Raw genomic sequence first — 19,429 nt, forward strand, 5'->3', positions numbered from 1 at the left:
ATTCATTCTCATCACGATAAAAGAGGCGAAGTCCAACGTGGCTCAATTCGTTTATACCATGCATCGTGTCGGCAAAGTTGTCCCGCCGAAACGTCATATTCTTAAAAATATCTCGCTGAGCTTCTTCCCGGGCGCAAAAATCGGTGTTCTGGGTCTCAACGGTGCCGGTAAGTCCACCCTGCTGCGCATCATGGCCGGCATCGATACAGACATCGAAGGTGAAGCCCGTCCGCAGCCAGGCATTAAGATCGGCTACCTGCCGCAGGAACCTCAGCTGAACCCGGAACACACCGTTCGCGAATCCGTTGAAGAAGCGGTGTCCGAAGTGGTTAACGCGCTGAAAGGTCTGGATGAAGTGTATGCCAAATACGCCGAACCGGATGCGGACTTCGACAAACTTGCTGCACAACAGGGCAAGTATGAAGAGATTATCCAGGCGCACGACGGTCACAACCTGAACGTGCAGCTGGAGCGCGCGGCCGATGCCCTGCGTCTGCCGGACTGGGATGCGAAAATCGCTAACCTGTCCGGTGGTGAACGCCGCCGCGTGGCGCTGTGCCGCCTGCTGCTGGAAAAACCAGACATGCTGCTGCTCGACGAACCGACTAACCACCTGGATGCGGAATCCGTGGCGTGGCTGGAGCGCTTCCTGCACGACTTCGAAGGCACCGTTGTGGCGATTACCCACGACCGTTACTTCCTCGACAACGTCGCAGGCTGGATCCTGGAGCTGGACCGCGGCGAAGGTATTCCGTGGGAAGGCAACTACTCCTCCTGGCTGGAGCAGAAAGATCAGCGCCTGGCGCAGGAAGCCTCTCAGGAAGCGGCCCGCCGCAAGTCTATTGAGAAAGAGCTGGAGTGGGTGCGTCAGGGCGCGAAAGGCCGTCAGTCTAAGGGCAAAGCCCGTCTGGCACGCTTCGAAGAGCTGAACAACACTGAATACCAGAAACGTAACGAAACCAACGAACTGTTTATTCCACCTGGCGCACGTCTGGGGGATAAAGTGGTTGAAGTGACCAACCTGCGTAAGTCCTACGGCGACCGTCTGCTGATCGACGACCTGACCTTCTCCGTGCCGAAAGGCGCTATCGTTGGCATCATCGGTCCGAACGGCGCAGGTAAATCGACCCTGTTCCGCATGATGTCCGGTCAGGAACAGCCTGACAGCGGCTCTATCACCCTGGGTGAAACCGTGAAGCTGGCTTCCGTGGACCAGTTCCGCGACGCAATGGATAACAGCAAAACCGTGTGGGAAGAGGTTTCCGGCGGTCTGGATATCATGCGTATCGGCAACACCGAGATGCCAAGCCGCGCTTACGTTGGCCGCTTTAACTTTAAGGGCACTGACCAGGGCAAACGCGTGGGCGAGCTGTCCGGCGGTGAGCGCGGTCGTCTGCACCTGGCGAAGCTGCTCCAGGTTGGCGGCAACGTTCTGCTGCTTGATGAACCTACCAACGACCTGGACATCGAAACCCTGCGCGCGCTGGAAAACGCCCTGCTGGAGTTCCCGGGCTGCGCGATGGTTATCTCGCACGACCGCTGGTTCCTGGACCGCATCGCAACCCACATCCTGGACTACCAGGACGAAGGTAAAGTGGAGTTCTTCGAAGGTAACTTCACCGAATACGAAGAGTACAAGAAACGCACGCTGGGCGCAGACGCGCTGGAGCCGAAGCGTATTAAGTACAAGCGTATTGCGAAATAAAAGCAAAACGGCAACTTCGGTTGCCGTTTTTTATGTTTGTACCCTCTCCCCGTGGGAGAGGGCCAGGGTGAGGGCATCAGGCCGCACAGTGTGTAGGCCGGGTAAGGCGAAGCCGCCACCCGGCTTTTTTATTTGCCCACGTAATACCGCTTCACCTCATCAAACTGCATCGCAAAGTCGATATAGCTCATCAGCGCAGGCGAATTGAGCTTACGGCTCGGGTAGGCCAGCCAGAGATCGTTTCCCTCAACGCTCCACGCCGGCAGCACCTTCACCAGCGCGCCCTTTTCGATCTTATCTTCCAGCAGGAATGCGGGTAACAGCGTGATCCCCGCCCCGGCAATGGCGCATTCCCGGGCGTACACCAGGTTATCGGTCATATGGGCGTTATCCGGCAGATACCGATAATCCTCACTCTCGCTTCGCAGAAGCCACTCCGACCATGCCCGGTGCGTAATGCAGCGGTGCTCCACCAGCTGTCGGGGATGGATTAACGGCGCCCGACGCGCCAGGTAGTGGGGCGAGGCCAGCATGTAGCGCGGACAGTGCCCAATCATGCGGCCAATCAGGGAAGAATCCTGCGGTTTGCCGGTGCGCAGCGCCACGTCAAAGCCAGACTCGACCAGATCCACCACGTCGTCTGAGATCGACACATCCAGCGACACGTCCGGATAGCGAAGCTGGAACTCGGCATTCATATGCGCCAGCAGCGTCGCGCCAATTCCCGCCGGACAGGTGATCCGCAGCCGCCCGCTGGGGTTTTCGCGCAGCCGCTGAATGGCATACTCCGCGCGCTCGCTGGCCGCCAGCATCTCGCGACAGTGCACCAGATAGTGCTCGCCTGCAAACGTCAGGCTGATCCTGCGCGTGGTGCGATTCAACAGACGGATCCCCACCTGCTGCTCCAGCTGGCTAATCCGCTGGCTGACGCTGGATTTCGGCAGTTCCGCCTTCTGCGCCGCCGCGGTAAAGCTGCCCATCTCGGCCACCAGCGCAAACAGCGCCATATCCTGAAGCTGTTTAAACATTTGTTCACCCTGTACGAACGCTGAGTTCTGGATTGTCCATCTTATCATGCAGCTGACCACTTAATAGACTAGCCTCAACAAAACGCATGCCATTGAGGAGCACACCATGTCAGTGAAAGCCATTGCCGTTAACCCGGAAAATCCCTCCACCTTCGTTGAAATCACTCCGCCGATGCCGCAGCCCGGTGAACACGATCTGCTGGTGGAGGTAAAAGCCGTCTCCGTAAACCCGGTGGACACCAAGGTACATGCAGGCATTGCCAAAAGCGGACTGAAGGAGCCGCGCATTCTCGGGTGGGATGCCAGCGGTATCGTACAAGCCGTTGGGGCTGGCGTCACCGGATTCAAACCGGGTGACGAAGTGTGGTACGCGGGGGATATCACCCGTCCGGGCAGTAATACCACGCACCAGCTGATCGATGCGCGCATTGTCGGGCACAAGCCTGCAAGCCTTGACTGGGCCGCCGCGGCTGCATTGCCGCTGACGGCGCTCACCGCGTGGGAAGGCCTGTTTGAACGGCTGAAGATTCAGGATGCCGACGCAGATAAAACGCTGCTGATAATTGGCGGCGCGGGTGGAGTCGGATCGCTGGCGATCCCGTTTGCGAAACACAACAGCAAGGTGAAGATCGTCGCAACCGCTTCACGAGAAGATTCCGCCCGGTGGTGTCGCGATCGCGGGGCTGACATTGTTGTAAATTACCACGACCTGAAGGGAGAACTGGCGAAACAGGGGCTCACCTTTGTGGATTACATTTTTATCCTCAACGATACCGACGGGCACTGGGATGCGGTCAGCGATCTGATTGCCCCTCAGGGAGACATTTGTTCCATCGTTGAAAACGCGCATCCGCTGAACCAGGACAAGCTGAAGTCCAAATCTGCCGCCCTGCACTGGGAATTTATGTACACCCGTAGCATGTACCAGACCACGGATATGGCGCGTCAGGGTGAGATTTTAGATGAGGTGGCGAAGCTGGTGGATAACGGCGTGGTGGAAAGCTCGCTCAGCGAAACGCTGCACGGGCTAAGCGTGGAAAGCATTACCGAAGCGCACCGCAGGGTGCTGGAGGGGCATATGCGTGGGAAGGTGGTGGTTGAGTATTGAGTGTGGACTGATTCCCTCACCCCGGCCCTCTCCCAAAGGGAGAGGGCGATTAAAGCCCCCTCTCCTGGTGGGAGAGGGGAAGTTATTAACCCTGCTCCCCCATCATCTCCTTCACCAGCTCGACGCAGCGCAGGAAGCGGGAGTCGTAGTCCGACTCTTCCACATGTACAAACTCAACGTTGTTCTCGTTAAGCATCTCCACCAGCATGGTCTGGAACTCCCGCCTGTCCACCGAGCTGCCCAGGCTGCGCATGCCGTCGGCAACCCATGGGGTGTTGTTTTCCAGCAGGATCACCAGATCAAAGCGGTATTCGTCAATCAGCGCCTGCACAAACGGGTGCTCGCGCCCTTCGTACTTTTTGCAGAACGCCTGCGTGGTGACGAAATCGGTATCAATAAAGGCGACTTTATTGGCGTATTTCACCGCAAAATCAATGTACTGGGCATGACCGAGCGCGATTTTATCGTAGTCGGAATACTGCAACGCCATCTCGTCGCCGCCAAGGTGTGAGAAGACGTAATCGCGGCCATACTCCCACGCACTGGTGGTATTGAAGATGTTAGCCAGCTTATTTACCAGCGTCGATTTCCCGCTCGACTCGCCGCCGAGGATCGCCACCGTACGCACGAAGAACGGCTTCACCTCGGTCGGGATGTAGTCCCAGTAACGGAACGGGTTCTCGCGGATCTGCGCCCCGCTGATGTTCATGAAGGTGCGTTTAGGATCGATCAGCACCGTCTCGATGCCCAGATGCTCGCGGAACTGCGGCGCGTCGGACTCTTCAGAGGTATAGATCCAGTTAGGCGCAATGCCCTTCTCTTCCATAAACGCTTTGATGCCGTTGCTCCACACGTCCCAGCCGTGCGGATACGGCTCCATGCCCTCTTCGTTAAAGGCATGAATACGAATATTTTTCTGATATTTAAAGGTCTGAAGCAGCCAGCGCAGGCGGTCCGGCACGGTGGGCTGCTGCGACATGGCGCTGTCTTCAAACAGCTGGCGATCGCGGGTTTCATCATAACCCATGATGATATGCAGTTCGTCGACCTGGCTACAGGCGCGCTGGATCAGATAGATATGCCCGGTATGCAGCGGGTAGAACTTACCGAACACCACGCCAATGTTCTTTTGCATCCGCGGAAATTCAAGCCCCAGAAAACGGTGCAGCGCTTCCAGCTTCTGCGCGCTGGGGCTTTTGATTTTGGCGTTCAGCAGTTGGCTCAGGTAGCCCTTGGTCATGCCGCTGGCGTCCGCCACCTGCTGCAACGTGCAGCCCTTCTGGCGGATAGCGGTCTTGATGTAGTCAAATGATGACATAAATTACGGTGCCTCCTGCAAAATCGAATACGTAATTATAAGTCGTCAAAGACATTTAACGCATCTGCAAGTTTTTTAACGCCAAAAACCTGCATCCCTTCCGGAATTTTTTTCGGCACGTTGGCGGCCGGAACAATCGCGCGGCGGAAGCCATGTTTTGCCGCTTCGGAGATACGCTCCTGACCGCTCGGCACCGGGCGGATCTCGCCGGCCAACCCTACCTCACCAAATACCACCAGATCCTGCGGCAACGGTCTGTCGCGCAGGCTGGAGACCATTGCCAGCAGCAGCGCCAGGTCCGCGCTGGTTTCCGTAACCTTCACCCCACCAACCACGTTGACGAACACATCCTGATCCGCCATTTGCAGACCGCCGTGACGGTGCAGCACCGCCAGCAGGATCGCCAGGCGGTTCTGTTCCAGACCGACCGCCACGCGCCGCGGGTTGCCCATCATCGATTGATCCACCAGCGCCTGAATTTCAACCAGCAGCGGACGCGTCCCCTCCCACAGCACCATCACCGAACTACCGGACGTGATCTCGTCGCCACGGCTCAGGAAGATGGCCGACGGGTTGCTGACTTCGCGAAGCCCCTGCTCGGTCATGGCAAACACGCCCAGCTCATTCACCGCGCCAAAGCGGTTTTTATGGCTGCGCAGGGTACGAAAACGGGAATCCGCATCGCCATCGAGCATCACCGAGCAGTCGATACAGTGTTCAAGCACTTTCGGTCCCGCCAGCGAGCCGTCTTTGGTCACATGACCAACCATCACAATCGCCACGCCGCGCGTTTTGGCAAAGCGCGTCAGGTAGGCCGCGGTTTCACGCACCTGCGCCACGCTTCCCGGTGACGACTGAATGTCAGCCATATGCATCACCTGAATGGAGTCAATCACCATCAGCTTCGGCTGCTCTTCTTCGGCGATCATGCAGATCTGCTCGATGCTGGTTTCCGAAAGCATATTCAGATTGCCGGTCGGCAGGCCGAGGCGGTGCGCGCGCATCGCCACCTGCTGGAGTGATTCTTCCCCCGTGACGTACAGGGTTTTCATCTGTTCGGCTAGCTTGCAGAGCGTTTGCAGCAGCAGGGTCGATTTACCCGCGCCCGGGTTACCGCCGATCAGAATGGCGCTGCCCGGCACTACGCCACCGCCGAGCACGCGGTCAAATTCTTTGAATCCGGTGGAAAAGCGCGGCAGTGCTTCCAGGCTGATATCCGAAAGTTTTTGTACCTTCGACACGCCTGCATTGCCCGCATAGCCGCTCAGCCGTTCATTGCGGGCCACGCTCGGCGAAGCCGCCACACCACGCACTTCGGTGATGGTGTTCCAGGCATGACAGGCGCTGCATTGCCCCTGCCAGCGCGGATAATCCGCACCACATTCATTACAGACAAATGCGCGTTTTGGAGCTTTCGCCACGGTTTACCTCGTTATTTCTGTGCGGTCTGCGCGCCGGGTGGCGCTGACGCTTACCCGGCCTACAAAAGCAGGCCGCTATTTTTGATTAATGCTGCCGGAGAGAATGCAGAACACCCCCATCAGATCAGCATGACGGATAGTGACTTCCGTCTTTTCATTCACTTTCGGCTTGGCATGGTAGGCAATACCCAGCCCGGCAACTTTGATCATCGGCAGATCGTTCGCGCCATCGCCGATGGCGACGGTCTGCTCGACCGGAATGGCATATTTCTCCGCCAGACGCGTCAGCGTATTGGCTTTGTACTGCGCATCCACGATGTCGCCGATGACCTGTCCGGTGAGTTTGCCGTCCATGATCTCCAGCTCGTTTGCCACCACGGTGGTCAGACGCAGCTTGTCACGCAGGTAGTCGGCAAAGAAGGTGAACCCGCCGGAGGCAATCGCCACTTTCCAGCCGAGCGTCTCCAGCTTGAGCACCAGCTGCGTCAGCCCAGGCATCAGGGGCAGTTCATCGCGCACCTGACGCAAAATGTTAGCATCGGCCCCCTTCAGGGTCGCCACGCGCTGTCTCAGGCTGGCGGTGAAATCCAGCTCGCCGCGCATCGCGCGCTCGGTGACTTCCGCCACCAGCTCGCCGCTGCCCGCCAGTTTAGCAATCTCGTCAATACATTCGATCTGAATGGCGGTGGAGTCCATGTCCATTACCAGCAGGCCGGGCGTTTTCAGGTGCGGAATTTTGCCGAGGGGGGCAACGTCCAGCCCGGCGTCGTGCGCCAGACGCGTGGCGCGCTGCGTCAGGGAACCCGCCAGGCGAATAACCTGATAATCTTCCACGCACCAGGCCGCAACGATGACCATCGCTGCGCCCAGTTTGGTTTGATACTGGGTGAGGCGTTGCTTATCCAGGCCGCGTCCGTACAGCAGCCAGCCGCTACGGCCAGCGTGGTAATCGAGAGGCATCACCTCATCGCCACTTAAAGAGAGCGGCAATCCTGGCCATAAAGAGACATCCGTTGGCAGGTCGCACCAGGTAATGTTCGGCATTGAAGCTCCTGTAATTTCGTTCGCGCCGGAAGGTTCCAGAGGGAAAATAACGCATGAGGCTACCCTGTAACCATCACTTCTGGCAACATTAAGCCGTAAATTTTAAGCAGGTGGAATATGGCTCGCGCAAAACTGAAATTCCGGCTTCATCGCGCCGTGATTGTCCTGATCTGTCTCGCACTATTAGTGGCGCTGATGCAGGGGGCATCCTGGTTTAGCCAGAATCACCAACGACAGCGTAACCCGCAGTTTGAGGAACTGGCCCGGACGCTGGCGCGCCAGGTGACGCTCAACGTTGCGCCGTCTATGCGCACCGAAACGCCGGATGATAAGCGAATAGCCCAGGTATTGCGCCAGCTTACGGAAAACAGCCGCATTCTGGATGCAGGCGTGTACGATGAACAGGGCGACCTGATTGCCCGCGCGGGTGAGCATGTCGACGTGCGCGACAGGCTGGCGCTGGATGGCAAAAAAGCCGGTGGTTATTTCAACCAACAAATCGTCGAACCCATTCAGGGCAAGAATGGTCCGCTCGGCTATTTACGTCTGACACTCGACACCCACACCCTGCCAACCGAAGCCAAACAGGTGGATAACACCACCAATATTTTGCGCCTGATGCTGCTGCTCTCGCTGGCGATTGGCGTGGTACTGGCGCGCACGCTGCTCCAGGGCAAACGCACCCGCTGGCAGCAGTCGCCGTTCCTGTTAACCGCCAGCAAGTCGGTTCCCGAAGAGGAAGAGAGCGAGAAGAAAGAATAGTGATAAAGTAGGCGGATGATTCGGAAAAGGAACTCTGCCATGTCGACGTTACGCCTGCTAATCTCTGACTCTTACGATCCCTGGTTTAACCTGGCGGTGGAAGAGTGCATCTTCCGCCAGATGCCTGCCACCCAGCGCGTCCTGTTTCTCTGGCGCAACGCCGATACGGTCGTTATTGGTCGCGCGCAAAATCCGTGGAAAGAGTGTAACACCCGCCGTATGGAAGAGGACAACGTCCGCCTGGCGCGCCGCAGCAGCGGCGGCGGTGCGGTGTTTCACGATCTGGGCAACACCTGCTTTACCTTTATGGCGGGCAAGCCGGAATACGACAAAACCATCTCGACCTCCATTGTGCTTAACGCGCTCAATTCACTCGGCGTGACGGCTGAAGCCTCGGGACGTAACGATCTGGTCGTGAAAACGCCTGAAGGCGACCGGAAAGTGTCAGGCTCAGCCTACCGCGAAACGATGGATCGCGGATTCCACCACGGCACATTATTGCTGAATGCCGATCTGAGCCGTCTGGCAAACTATCTGAACCCGGACAAGAAAAAGCTCCAGGCCAAAGGCATTACCTCCGTGCGCGGTCGCGTGGCGAATCTGGTGGAGCTCCTGCCGGGGATTACCCATGAACGCATTTGCGATGCGATCCGCGAGGCCTTTTTCAGGCATTACGGTGAACGCGTAGAAGCCGAGGTGATTTCTCCGGATAAAACCCCGGATCTGCCAAACTTCGCGGAAACCTTCGCCCGCCAGAGCAGCTGGGAGTGGAATTTCGGTCAGGCACCGGCGTTTTCACACCTGCTGGATGAGCGATTTTCCTGGGGCGGCGTTGAGCTGCACTTTGACGTCGAGAAAGGCCATATCTCTCGTACCCAGGTATTTACGGATAGTCTTAATCCGGCACCGTTAGAAGCGCTGGCTGCACGTTTGCAGGGCTGTCTCTATCGGGCAGATATGCTGCAACAGGAATGTGACGCGTTACGTGTTGATTTTCCGGAACAGGAACAAGAGTTGCGGGAGTTATCGGCGTGGATTGCGCAGGCAGTACGCTAATAAAAAAGCCCGCTGGCGCTCTGCTTAGCGGGCCTGGAAAACCGCAGGCCGGGTCGAGCGAAGCCGCCACCCGGCACAACAGGTATTACTCTTTATCGCCCAGCAGAACGGATTCCAGCGCGATTTTGATCATGTCGTTGAAGGTGGTCTGACGCTCGGCAGCGGTAGTCTGCTCGTGGGTACGGATGTGGTCAGACACGGTGCAGATGGTCAGCGCTTTCGCACCGAATTCAGCCGCCACGCCGTAGATACCGGCCGCTTCCATTTCCACGCCCAGAATGCCGTATTTTTCCATCACGTCGAACATGTCACCTTCTGGTGAGTAGAACAGATCGGCAGAGAACAGGTTGCCCACGCGCGCGTCAACGCCCAGCGCTTTTGCCGCGTCAACCGCGTTACGCACCATGTCAAAGTCAGCGATGGCTGCAAAATCATGATCTTTAAAGCGAATGCGGTTGACTTTAGAGTCGGTGCACGCGCCCATGCCGATCACCACGTCACGCAGCTTAACGTCCATGCGCACTGCGCCGCAGGAGCCGACACGGATGATTTTCTTCACGCCGAAATCGGTGATCAGCTCTTTGGTGTAGATGGAGCAGGATGGGATACCCATGCCGTGACCCATCACGGAGATTTTGCGGCCTTTATAGGTGCCGGTGAAGCCCAGCATGCCGCGCACGTTGTTCACTTCACGCACGTCTTCGAGGAAGGTTTCTGCAATGTGCTTCGCGCGCAGCGGGTCGCCCGGCATCAATACGACGTCAGCGAAATCACCCATTTCTGCATTAATGTGAGGAGTTGCCATCTTCAGTTCCTTTTACATTGTTGTTTTTGCCGGGTGGCGGCTACGCCTTACCCGGCCTACATTCTGTTTCTCCCTCTCCCGGTGGGAGAGGGCCGGGGTGAGGGCATCAGGCCGCACCCAATCCGTTTAGAACATAGCCTTGCCATATTCCATGTCAGACGTACCAAAGTATTTCGCAATCGTCTGGCCGATGTCCGCGAAGGTCTCACGGTGCCCCAGCGAGCCCGGTTTGACTTTCGGGCCGTACACCAGCACCGGAATGTGCTCACGGGTGTGGTCGGTACCGGTCCAGGTCGGGTCACAGCCATGGTCAGCGGTCAGGATCAGAATGTCATCTTCCCCCACCAGCTCCATCAGCTCTGGCAGACGGCGGTCAAACAGCTCCAGACCCGCAGCATACCCGGCGACATCGCGACGGTGGCCCCAGGAGGAGTCGAAGTCCACGAAGTTGGTGAAGACAATGGTCTTATCGCCCGCTTCTTTCATCTCTTTGATGGTGGCGTCGAACAGCGCATCCAGACCGGTCGCTTTGACCTTTTTGGTAATGCCGCAGTTGGCGTAAATGTCCGCGATTTTACCCACGGAAACCACGTGGCCGTCTTTCTCGTCGACGAGTTTTTGCAGCACGGTCGGCGCCGGTGGCTCCACGGCCAGATCGTGACGGTTGCCGGTACGCTGGAAGTTACCCGCTTTGTCGCCGATAAACGGACGCGCGATAACGCGGCCAATGTTGTAGCCGCCTTCGGTCAGCTCTTCACGGGCGATCTCGCACAGCTCGTACAGTTTATCCAGGCCAAACGTCTCTTCATGGCAGGCGATCTGGAACACGGAGTCAGCAGAGGTATAGAAAATCGGCTTGCCGGTTTTCATATGCTCTTCGCCGAGCTGATCCAGAATCACGGTACCGGAAGAGTGGCAGTTGCCGAGGTAGCCCGGCAGGTTGGCGCGCTTCACCAGCTTATCGAGCAGCTCCTGCGGGAAGCTGTTCTCGTGATCGGAGAAGTAGCCCCAGTCAAACAGCACCGGCACGCCGGCGATTTCCCAGTGGCCGGACGGAGTATCTTTCCCGGAAGAGAGCTCGTGCGCCCACGCGTAGGCGCCCACCACTTCCGCGTTACCGTCCATACCGGCTGCGATCTTACCGGTAGAGCCTTCATGCGCTTTTACCAGCCCCAGACGGGTCAGGTTTGGCAGGTTCAGAGGGCCTTTACGACCGTTGTCCGCTTCGCCTTTTGCACAGGCTTCCGCGATGTGACCCAGGGTATCGGAACCCACGTCACCAAATCGTTCTGCATCTTCGGTTGCGCCGATGCCGAATGAGTCCAGCACCATAATAAATGCACGTTTCATAATTGTTCTCCGTACTTAGTGCTTCATAAAAATGCGATCAGATCAGTATACCGCTATTCAGTGATACGACGATAGACCGTCGGTGTGGTTTCCGGTGCTTTATCGTCAAGAGATATTGCCGCCTTCACCGCTTTCGCCGCGTCCTGCCAGCTGGCTTCATCTTTCGCGTGGATCACCGCCAGCGGACGTTGGCCGTCAACGCTGTCGCCCAGACAGGCCATATCGGTAAAGCCGACGCTGTAATCAATGGTGTCCGATGCCTGACGACGACCGCCGCCCATAGACACAACAGCCATGCCGAGCGCGCGGGTATCCATAGCCGAGACAAAGCCTTCGCTGTCCGCATAGACCGCTTTGCTGAGCATCGCGGTGGGCAGGTATTTCGCGTAGTTTTCCACGAAGTCGGTCGGGCCTTTCTGCGCCGCCACCATCCGACCAAAGATCTCCGCCGCTTTGCCGTTGTCCAGCACCGCCTGAAGCTTCGCGCGGGCTTCCGCGTCGTCTTTGGCCAACTTGCCGGAGATTAACATCTCAACGCACAGCGCCATGGTGACATCGAACAGGCGCGGGTTACGGTATTCGCCTGTGAGGAACTGCACGGCCTCACGGACTTCAACCGCGTTACCGGCGCTGGAGGCCAGCACCTGGTTCATGTCCGTCAGCAGTGCAGTGGTGCGCACGCCCGCGCCGTTGGAGACGCCAACGATCGCTTCGGCCAGCGCCTCAGAGAGTTCATAGGTTGGCATAAACGCGCCGCTGCCCACTTTCACATCCATCACCAGCGCATCCAGACCTTCCGCCAGTTTTTTGGCAAGGATAGAGGCGGTGATCAGCGGGATGGAGTCTACGGTCGCGGTAATGTCACGCGTCGCGTAGAAACGCTTGTCAGCCGGAGCAAGAGAGCTGGTCTGGCCGATAATCGCCACGCCAACGTCTTTAATAATGTCGCGGAAGCGGTTGTCATCCGGGAAGATATCGAAGCCCGGAATGGCTTCCAGTTTGTCGAGCGTACCGCCGGTATGACCCAGGCCGCGCCCGGAAATCATCGGGATGTAACCGCCACAGGCTGCCACCATCGGGCCAAGCATCAGGGAAGTCACGTCGCCCACGCCGCCGGTGGAGTGTTTGTCCACAATTGGGCCGTTAAGGTTGAGGCTTTTCCAGTCCAGAACGGTTCCTGAATCTCGCATCGCCATGGTCAGCGACACGCGCTCAGGCATCGACATATCGTGGAAGAAAATGGTCATCGCCAGAGCCGCAATCTGCCCTTCAGAGATGGTGTTATCACGAATGCCATTGATAAAAAAGCGGATTTCTTCGTCGCTTAATGCATGACCATCACGTTTTTTACGAATAATTTCTTGTGCGAGAAACACGGTAACCTCCATGCGGAATCGGGTGAATGGCGGCGGATATGTTGACCCGCCCTACGATCCTGTAGGCCGGGTTAGCGTAGCGCCACCCGGCAATTCAACTTAGTAGCTGCTTGCGCTCTTACCGTCACCGTGACCCAGCGCTTTCAGCAAGCTGGCCAGCAGGCTGGACGCGCCGAAGCGGTAGTGGCGGGAATCAGCCCAGTCGGCGCCGAACAGCTCGTCGGCAATCGCCAGGAACTGCTGCGCGTCTTCCGCGGTACGCACGCCGCCCGCCGGTTTGAAGCCAACGGTTTTGGACACGCCCATATCACGGATGACTTCCATCATGATGCGTGCGCTTTCCGGAGTAGCGTTGACCGGCACTTTACCGGTAGAGGTTTTAATGAAATCCGCGCCCGCTTTGATGGAGATTTCAGACGCCTTACGAATCAACGCCTCTTCTTTCAGCTCGCCGGTTTCGATGATCACTTTAAGCAGCACGTTTGCCGCCGCACACGCGTCTTTACAGGCTTTCACCAGGTCAAAACCGACCTGCTCGTTGCCGGCGATCAGCGCGCGGTACGGGAATACCACGTCAACTTCGTCCGCGCCGTACGCAATCGCCGCGCGGGTTTCTGCCAGCGCGATCTCGATATCGTCATTGCCGTGCGGGAAGTTAGTTACGGTGGCAATGCGCACGTCCGGCGTGCCCTGCTCTTTCAGCGTTTTGCGGGCAATCGGGATAAAGCGCGGGTAGATACAGACGGCGGCGGTGTTACCCACTGGCGTTTTCGCCTGATGGCACAGGGCGATGACTTTTTCATTGGTGTCGTCATCGTTCAGGGTGGTCAGGTCCATCAGTTTCAACGCGCGCAGGCTGCTTGCAGTTAAATCGGTCATAACATTCTCCAACGGCAGTGCCGTATAAATTTTACCTTGCGGGTCTGTGAGTATTCTAACATTCACCCGCATCCACACTTCGACATTCATCACAGTTAATGAAAACTGTGTGCAAATTTGCATTACTGTAATGAGATCTTCTTCAAATTTTAGTGCGTTAATTGCTGACTAAATCGGCGATATCCCCTGTCTGATCAAAAGCGCCACCAGGCTGGCTTCCTACAATTCGTTCACCATCCGCAGAACAACCAAGGAAGTGAACATGCCCGACGCCCTGCAACAACGTTGCCAGCACATTGTGACCAGCCCGGTGTTAACCCCGGAACAAAAACGTCATTTTCTGGCGCTGGAAGCGGAGAACAATCAGCCCTATCCCGCTCTGCCAGAGGCGGCCCGCGCCGCGCTGGACGAGGGATTCATCTGCGACATGTTCGAAGGCCATGCGCCTTACAAACCGCGCTACGTGCTGCCGGACTACGCTAAATTTCTGGCTAACGGCTCAGAATGGCTGGAGCTGGAAGGGGCGAAAGATCTGGATGATGCCCTCTCGCTGCTCACTATCCTTTATCACCATGTTCCGTCCGTCACATCGATGCCGGTCTATCTGGGCCAGCTCGATGAGATACTCAGCCCCTATGTTAAAATTCTAACACAGGATGAAATCGATAGCCGAATAAAACGTTTCTGGCGTTACCTGGACAGAACCCTGCCCGATGCGTTTATGCATGCCAATATCGGCCCGGCGGATACGCCTGTCACCCGAGCCATCCTTCGCGCGGATGCCGAACTGAAGCAGGTTGCGCCGAACCTGACCTTTATCTACGACCCGGATGTAACCCCCAGCGATCTGCTGCTGAGCGTGGCGGAAAACATTTGTGAATGTAGTAAACCGCATATTTCTAATGGCCCGGTGAATGATAAAATTTTCACAAAAGGTCGCTATGGCGTGGTGAGCTGTTACAACTCCCTGCCGCTGGCGGGCGGCGGCAGCACGCTGGTGCGCCTTAACCTGAAAGCGATCGCGGAACACAGCCGCTCACCGGAAGACTTTTTCACCCGTACCCTTCCCCACTACTGCCAACAACAAATCGCGATCATCAATGCGCGCTGCGATTTTCTATATGAACAATCCGGCTTCTTTGAGAATAGCTTCCTGGTGAAAGAGGGGCTGATTGATGCCGATCGCTTTGTGCCGATGTTTGGCATGTACGGTCTGGCCGAAGCGGTGAATGTGCTGTGCGAGAAAGCAGGCATTACGGGACGTTACGGTAAGAACGAACAGGCCAATGCGCTGGGCTACCGCATCAGTGAACAGCTTGCGGCGTTTGTTGAAAACACGCCGGTGAAACACGGCTGGCAGCACCGCGCGATGCTGCATGCCCAGTCTGGGATCAGTTCCGATTCTGGCACCACGCCGGGCGCGCGTCTGCCGTACGGCGACGAACCGGACCCAGTCAGCCACCTGCTGGCCGTGGCGCCGCATCATAAACACTATCATTCGGGGATCAGCGATATTCTCACCCTGGAGGAAACGGTTAAACGCAATCCTCAGGCTGTGGTGCAGCTGTGCCTGGGGGCGTTCAACGCCGGTATGCGTGAGTTCACCGCGAATGTAGCCGGAAACGACCTGGTGCGCGTCACCGGGTATATGGTGCGGCTCTCCGATCTGGAGAAATACCGGGAGGCCGGCTCGCGCACCAACACCACCTGGCTCGGCGAGGAGGCCGCGCGCAATACCCGTATTCTGGAACGTCAGCCGCGCGTGATAAGCCATGAACAGCAGATGCGCTTTAGTTAGTCAGGTCATACCCTTCTCCTGCGTGGACGGGCCGGGCAGCCGCCTGGCGTTGTTCCTCCAGGGCTGTAACCTGCGCTGCAAAACCTGCCACAACCCGTGGACGATAGGGCGCTGCAACGACTGCGGCGACTGTGTTCCCCACTGTCCTCATGATGCGCTGGCAATTCAGGCCGGGCGCGTCTGGTGGCAGGAGAGTCACTGTCAGCAGTGCGACACCTGTCTGCACCTGTGTCAGCAGCAGGCGACGCCGATGGCGCAGCGCTATAGCGTCGAGGAGATCCTCTCCCGGGTTCGCACGTCCGCGCCGTTTATTGAGGGCGTGACCGTCAGCGGGGGTGAGGCCACCACGCAGCTGCCGTTTTTGGTTGCGCTGTTCACCGCGATCAAAGCCGATCCGTCCCTGCGCCATCTGACGTGCCTGGTGGACAGCAACGGCCTGTTAAGCGAAACCGGCTGGCAAAAGCTGTTACCGGTGTTTGACGGCGCGATGGTGGATCTGAAAGCCTGGGGCAATGAACATCACCGTTTTCTGACCGGGCGCGAAAACACGCAGATCAAGCAGAGCATCCGCTGGCTGGCCGATCGTCATCGCCTGACGGAGCTGCGCCTGCTGGTGATCCCCGCTCGGTGTGATTATCTGCACCATCTGCCATCGCTGACCGCTTTTATCCACGCGTTGGGGAACGTTCCTGTGCGGATCAACGCGTTTCATGCTCATGGGGTTTACGGGGAGGCGGCGCGATGGCGGAGCGCCACGCCGGAGGACATCGAGCCGCTGGCGCAGGCCCTGGAACGGCAGCAAATCACGGTGATCCGCCCGGCTCTTTATCTATAGCGTGATGCCGAAGACCGCGCGGGTGTTTTCCAGCAGCGCGCTGGCAATCACATCTTCAGGCTCCTGACGCAGCTCACACAGCACATCAAAAACGCGCGCCGCCTGCTCCGGGCGGTTGGGCTGGCCCTGAAAACCATTCAGCGGCATGTCAGGCGCATCCGTTTCCAGCAGGAGCGAGGTCAGCGGGAGCTGCGCCATCACATCACGGGTTTTGCTGGCACGCGGATAGGTAATGGTGCCACCGACGCCAATCTTATAGCCCAGCTCAATAAAACGCTGCGCCTGCTGAAGGCTTCCAGCGAAACCATGGACCACGCCCCTGCGCGGCACGTCGATACGCTTCAGGTGCATCGCCAGTTTGTCATGGGTACGTCTGGAGTGGAGGATCACCGGCAGATCGTGGCGCTTTGCCAGCCGGAGCTGCGCATCCAGGATCGTCTGCTGGCGCTCAAACTGCGGATCTTCACGATAGAGATCGAGGCCGATCTCACCGATGGCAACCAGCTTCGTATCCGCATTTTGCAGCGTGGCATCCAGCCTGTCGAGATGGTCATCAAGATGGTGCTCAATAACGATCGGATGCAGACCCAGCGCGGCATACAGCGCATCGTGCTCCCGGGCAAGCGCCAGAACTTTGTCGAATCTCGCCGCTTCAATAGCGGGCACAATAATGGCTCTCACACCGGCCTCAGCCGCGCGCGCAATACTTGATGTTTCCTCCCCGCTAAACGGCGGGAAATCAAAGTGGCAATGGGTATCGATAAAGCAGTGCGTCACGCCAGATCCTCGTTATCGAGTAAGCCATCGTTGGCCTGCGGCGCGTCCACCAGCGGCATCGCCACCGCGTCATTGGCCACAACGGCAGGCGGCAAAATGATGCTTTTATGCCGATGAAGAGGCGGTTGCTCCGCCAGCATTTTCCCGACGGTCGCCAGGAAGTAACGCCCGCACAGCCGCCCCGTTTTGTAATCCATACGCAACGCAGGCAGCCGACTGCCCAGCGCCATGCTCAACAGCGGTTTAGGCGGATAAATTTCAAAGATGCGCAGCTTGCCCGGTGGTTTTTCAATAAAACGCTGCATCGCGCCGTAGGTGGTTTCATGCTGCTTCGCGATATTCACCAGCGGTTGCAGGCTGCTGTCGCCCAGCCAGCGTTCCATCCGCTTAAACCACTGTGGGGTGTAATACATCTGCGAAGGCACCGTGCGGATCACCACAATGGTTTTTGCCCCGCGCCGCGCCGCCTCCTGTACCGGCACCGCGTCGCTGATACCGCCGTCAAGATAGCTTATCCCCTCCAGCAGGGCGCCGGTGCGGTAGAATCCCGGGATCGCGCTGGACGCGCGGATGATATCCAGCCAGTTCTCTTTCTGCGGCGAAAAGTAACCCGGCGAATAGTCATCGCCACGGCTGGCGCACATCCAGAACTCTTTGCCGGTATCGAACAGACGTGACGCGGTATCCATGGCCAGCGGCATCTGGCTGGAGGTGGCATCCAGTAACCAGTCGAGATCGATCAGGTTCCCGCCGCGTACGAAGCGTACCGGATTGAAGAATTCTTTGGAGGTGGTGTAGCGCATAATCACTTTGCGCGCATAGCCGGGCTGGTTGCAGACATAGGCGGAGAGGTTCTGCGCCCCGGCAGAGGTACCGAAATAGAGATCGAACGGGTTGAATTGTGCGCGCATAAATTCGTCAAGCACGCCAGCAGTGAAAATACCGCGCTGCCCTCCCCCTTCACAGACCAGCGCAAGCTGGCCTGCATGAAACGGTTTTAACGTCAGCGGCGCAATATTGCCGAGCGTAACGGGAATTCGTTGCCCCACCTCTGCCTTCCTGTTTTCATTATTTTGATGAGACACAGTAACGCACTTCCCCGGTGGTTCTCAAACGAGAAAAAGCCAGTCACGAGGACTGGCTTGAGTTTGTTTAATAAATATTGCGTTTGCTACGGGCGACGTCGACCCGTAAACAGGCTGACCAGGAACAGAATAATACCGACGACGAAGACAATTTTCGCTGCCCATGCCGCGGTACCCGCCAGTCCACCAAAGCCCAATGCGGCGGCAATTAACGCGATAACCAGAAATATAATGCCCCAACGAAACATAAGCCTCTCCTTTACCATAGTTAATGTCGGCCGCTAAACGTGAGCGCTCAGGTCACTCACCGGCTTTTCCAGAATCGTTTTTATTTCGCCCGCGGTTTTCAGCCTGCGGGCGAATGGTACTGCTTTACTTCGTTTTCAGATCGTTTTTGACGCTTTTCACACCATCAATAGCTTTCGCAATTGACTCGGCACGATCGCTTTGTGCCTGATTCTCTACCGTACCGGACAGCTGGACCACACCATCGGTGGTTTCAACTTTCACCATACGGGATGGCACGATGTCGTCAGCTAACAGTTTAGCTTTGATTTCGCTGGTAGTTGCTGCATCTCCGGCATAGCCCTTCACCGACGATTCTTTGCTGTCACGTACGTGCAATTTGTCGCTGACGGAGCTTACGCCCTCAACGCCTTTTGCCACTTTAACGGCTTCTTCAGCCTGGGTCTGGCTTTCAACGAAACCGCTCAGGGTGACAACCTTGTTGTCGGTTTTAACAGAAATATCGGTGCTCTTGATGGATTCGTGATCCACCAGTGCGGCTTTCACTTTTGCTGTGATTGAGCTGTCATCCATGAAATTACCGACTTTATTCATAGAGCTATCGATTTTTTCCCCTGCGGTATTGGCGGAATTTTGCGCTTTATCCATGGTGCTGGTTTCCGCCAGAGCAGAACCGCTTACAAGGACACTACCCAATGTTACAGCCAGCAGAGTTTTAGAAATCTTCAGTCTTGTCATATTCATCGATTTATTCCTGTGTTTTGCCCATTATTTGGGCGACATACTTCCCTAATCTTGGTTTTATATATTGCGAATTAACACCTGGGCAAAATGGA

Annotated in this window: 18 protein-coding genes; 6 read left to right on the top strand and 12 right to left on the bottom strand. The window is 57.2% G+C overall.

Annotated elements, in window-relative coordinates; translation table 11 throughout:
* Nucleotides 1–37 precede the first annotated feature (37 nt).
* The gene (gene ettA, locus O1722_RS19875) at nt 38–1,705 is read left to right on the top strand and encodes an energy-dependent translational throttle protein EttA (protein WP_006810191.1); all 1,668 of its coding nucleotides are present in this window, start codon (nt 38–40) and stop codon (nt 1,703–1,705) included.
* Nucleotides 1,706–1,833: 128 nt separating this feature from the next.
* Here ettA and O1722_RS19880 read toward each other — a convergent pair whose 3' ends face one another.
* Complete coding sequence (locus tag O1722_RS19880; RefSeq protein WP_015572618.1) at nt 1,834–2,733, bottom strand: LysR family transcriptional regulator; 900 nt, start codon at nt 2,731–2,733, stop codon at nt 1,834–1,836.
* A gap of 106 nt (nt 2,734–2,839) precedes the next feature.
* On the opposite strand from O1722_RS19880, the gene O1722_RS19885 reads away from it, so the two are divergent.
* Nucleotides 2,840–3,841 (top strand): zinc-binding alcohol dehydrogenase family protein, encoded by a 1,002-nt coding sequence (locus O1722_RS19885; protein ID WP_032652513.1) that lies wholly within the window; start codon nt 2,840–2,842, stop codon nt 3,839–3,841.
* Between the two features lie 85 nt (nt 3,842–3,926).
* Here O1722_RS19885 and nadR read toward each other — a convergent pair whose 3' ends face one another.
* The 3 genes from nadR to serB all read right to left on the bottom strand — a co-directional run bounded on the left by nadR (nt 3,927) and on the right by serB (nt 7,624).
* Nucleotides 3,927–5,159, bottom strand: a complete 1,233-nt coding sequence (gene nadR, locus O1722_RS19890; RefSeq protein WP_015572616.1) for a multifunctional transcriptional regulator/nicotinamide-nucleotide adenylyltransferase/ribosylnicotinamide kinase NadR — start codon at nt 5,157–5,159, stop codon at nt 3,927–3,929.
* 35 nt (nt 5,160–5,194) lie between these two features.
* Entirely contained in the window at nt 5,195–6,580 is a 1,386-nt protein-coding gene (gene radA, locus O1722_RS19895; RefSeq protein WP_017383829.1) for a DNA repair protein RadA, read from the bottom strand.
* Between the two features lie 75 nt (nt 6,581–6,655).
* Nucleotides 6,656–7,624, bottom strand: coding sequence for a phosphoserine phosphatase (gene serB / locus O1722_RS19900; protein WP_003856524.1), 969 nt, complete (start codon nt 7,622–7,624; stop codon nt 6,656–6,658).
* Between the two features lie 117 nt (nt 7,625–7,741).
* Here serB and O1722_RS19905 point away from each other — a divergent pair, with 117 nt between their 5' ends.
* Together O1722_RS19905 and lplA are read left to right on the top strand one after the other, a co-directional pair.
* Nucleotides 7,742–8,386 carry a YtjB family periplasmic protein gene (locus tag O1722_RS19905; protein ID WP_015572615.1) on the top strand — a complete coding sequence of 215 codons (645 nt, stop codon included), beginning with the start codon at nt 7,742–7,744 and terminating at the stop codon, nt 8,384–8,386.
* 39 nt (nt 8,387–8,425) lie between these two features.
* A complete protein-coding gene (gene lplA / locus O1722_RS19910) occupies nt 8,426–9,442 on the top strand; it encodes a lipoate--protein ligase (protein WP_032670595.1) in 1,017 nt (338 codons plus the stop codon).
* 85 nt (nt 9,443–9,527) lie between these two features.
* On the opposite strand, the gene deoD is transcribed toward lplA, so the two are convergent.
* The 4 genes from deoD to deoC all read right to left on the bottom strand — a co-directional run bounded on the left by deoD (nt 9,528) and on the right by deoC (nt 13,852).
* Nucleotides 9,528–10,247 (bottom strand): purine-nucleoside phosphorylase, encoded by a 720-nt coding sequence (gene deoD, locus O1722_RS19915; RefSeq protein WP_003856538.1) that lies wholly within the window; start codon nt 10,245–10,247, stop codon nt 9,528–9,530.
* Nucleotides 10,248–10,373: 126 nt separating this feature from the next.
* On the bottom strand, nt 10,374–11,597 hold the full coding sequence (deoB, locus tag O1722_RS19920; RefSeq protein ID WP_003856540.1) for a phosphopentomutase: 1,224 nt from the start codon (nt 11,595–11,597) through the stop codon (nt 10,374–10,376).
* A 53-nt stretch (nt 11,598–11,650) separates the two neighbouring features.
* Entirely contained in the window at nt 11,651–12,973 is a 1,323-nt protein-coding gene (gene deoA, locus O1722_RS19925; RefSeq protein WP_032671454.1) for a thymidine phosphorylase, read from the bottom strand.
* A 99-nt stretch (nt 12,974–13,072) separates the two neighbouring features.
* Nucleotides 13,073–13,852 carry a deoxyribose-phosphate aldolase gene (gene deoC, locus O1722_RS19930; protein WP_003856543.1) on the bottom strand — a complete coding sequence of 260 codons (780 nt, stop codon included), beginning with the start codon at nt 13,850–13,852 and terminating at the stop codon, nt 13,073–13,075.
* 262 nt (nt 13,853–14,114) lie between these two features.
* Here deoC and O1722_RS19935 point away from each other — a divergent pair, with 262 nt between their 5' ends.
* Together O1722_RS19935 and O1722_RS19940 are read left to right on the top strand one after the other, a co-directional pair.
* The gene (locus tag O1722_RS19935) at nt 14,115–15,650 is read left to right on the top strand and encodes a YjjI family glycine radical enzyme (RefSeq protein WP_033486724.1); all 1,536 of its coding nucleotides are present in this window, start codon (nt 14,115–14,117) and stop codon (nt 15,648–15,650) included.
* Nucleotides 15,625–16,485, top strand: coding sequence for a YjjW family glycine radical enzyme activase (locus tag O1722_RS19940; RefSeq protein WP_017694551.1), 861 nt, complete (start codon nt 15,625–15,627; stop codon nt 16,483–16,485). The genes O1722_RS19935 and O1722_RS19940 overlap by 26 nt, the downstream gene beginning before the upstream one ends.
* Here O1722_RS19940 and O1722_RS19945 read toward each other — a convergent pair.
* The 4 genes from O1722_RS19945 to osmY form a co-directional block, all read right to left on the bottom strand.
* Entirely contained in the window at nt 16,480–17,262 is a 783-nt protein-coding gene (locus tag O1722_RS19945; RefSeq protein ID WP_032652508.1) for a TatD family hydrolase, read from the bottom strand. The two genes, O1722_RS19940 and O1722_RS19945, sit on opposite strands and share 6 nt — an antisense overlap.
* Nucleotides 17,259–18,311, bottom strand: coding sequence for a patatin-like phospholipase family protein (locus O1722_RS19950; protein ID WP_003856550.1), 1,053 nt, complete (start codon nt 18,309–18,311; stop codon nt 17,259–17,261). Before O1722_RS19950 ends, O1722_RS19945 begins: the two co-directional genes overlap by 4 nt.
* A 122-nt stretch (nt 18,312–18,433) precedes the next feature.
* Nucleotides 18,434–18,595: a DUF1328 domain-containing protein gene (locus O1722_RS19955; RefSeq protein WP_003856556.1), complete on the bottom strand. Its 162-nt coding sequence runs from the start codon at nt 18,593–18,595 to the stop codon at nt 18,434–18,436.
* A gap of 124 nt (nt 18,596–18,719) precedes the next feature.
* The gene (gene osmY / locus O1722_RS19960; protein ID WP_015572610.1) at nt 18,720–19,337 is read right to left on the bottom strand and encodes a molecular chaperone OsmY; all 618 of its coding nucleotides are present in this window, start codon (nt 19,335–19,337) and stop codon (nt 18,720–18,722) included.
* Between the last annotated feature and the right edge of the window lie 92 nt (nt 19,338–19,429).

The sequence above is a fragment of the Enterobacter cloacae complex sp. HYC003_NIDB genome, from assembly GCF_056673375.1.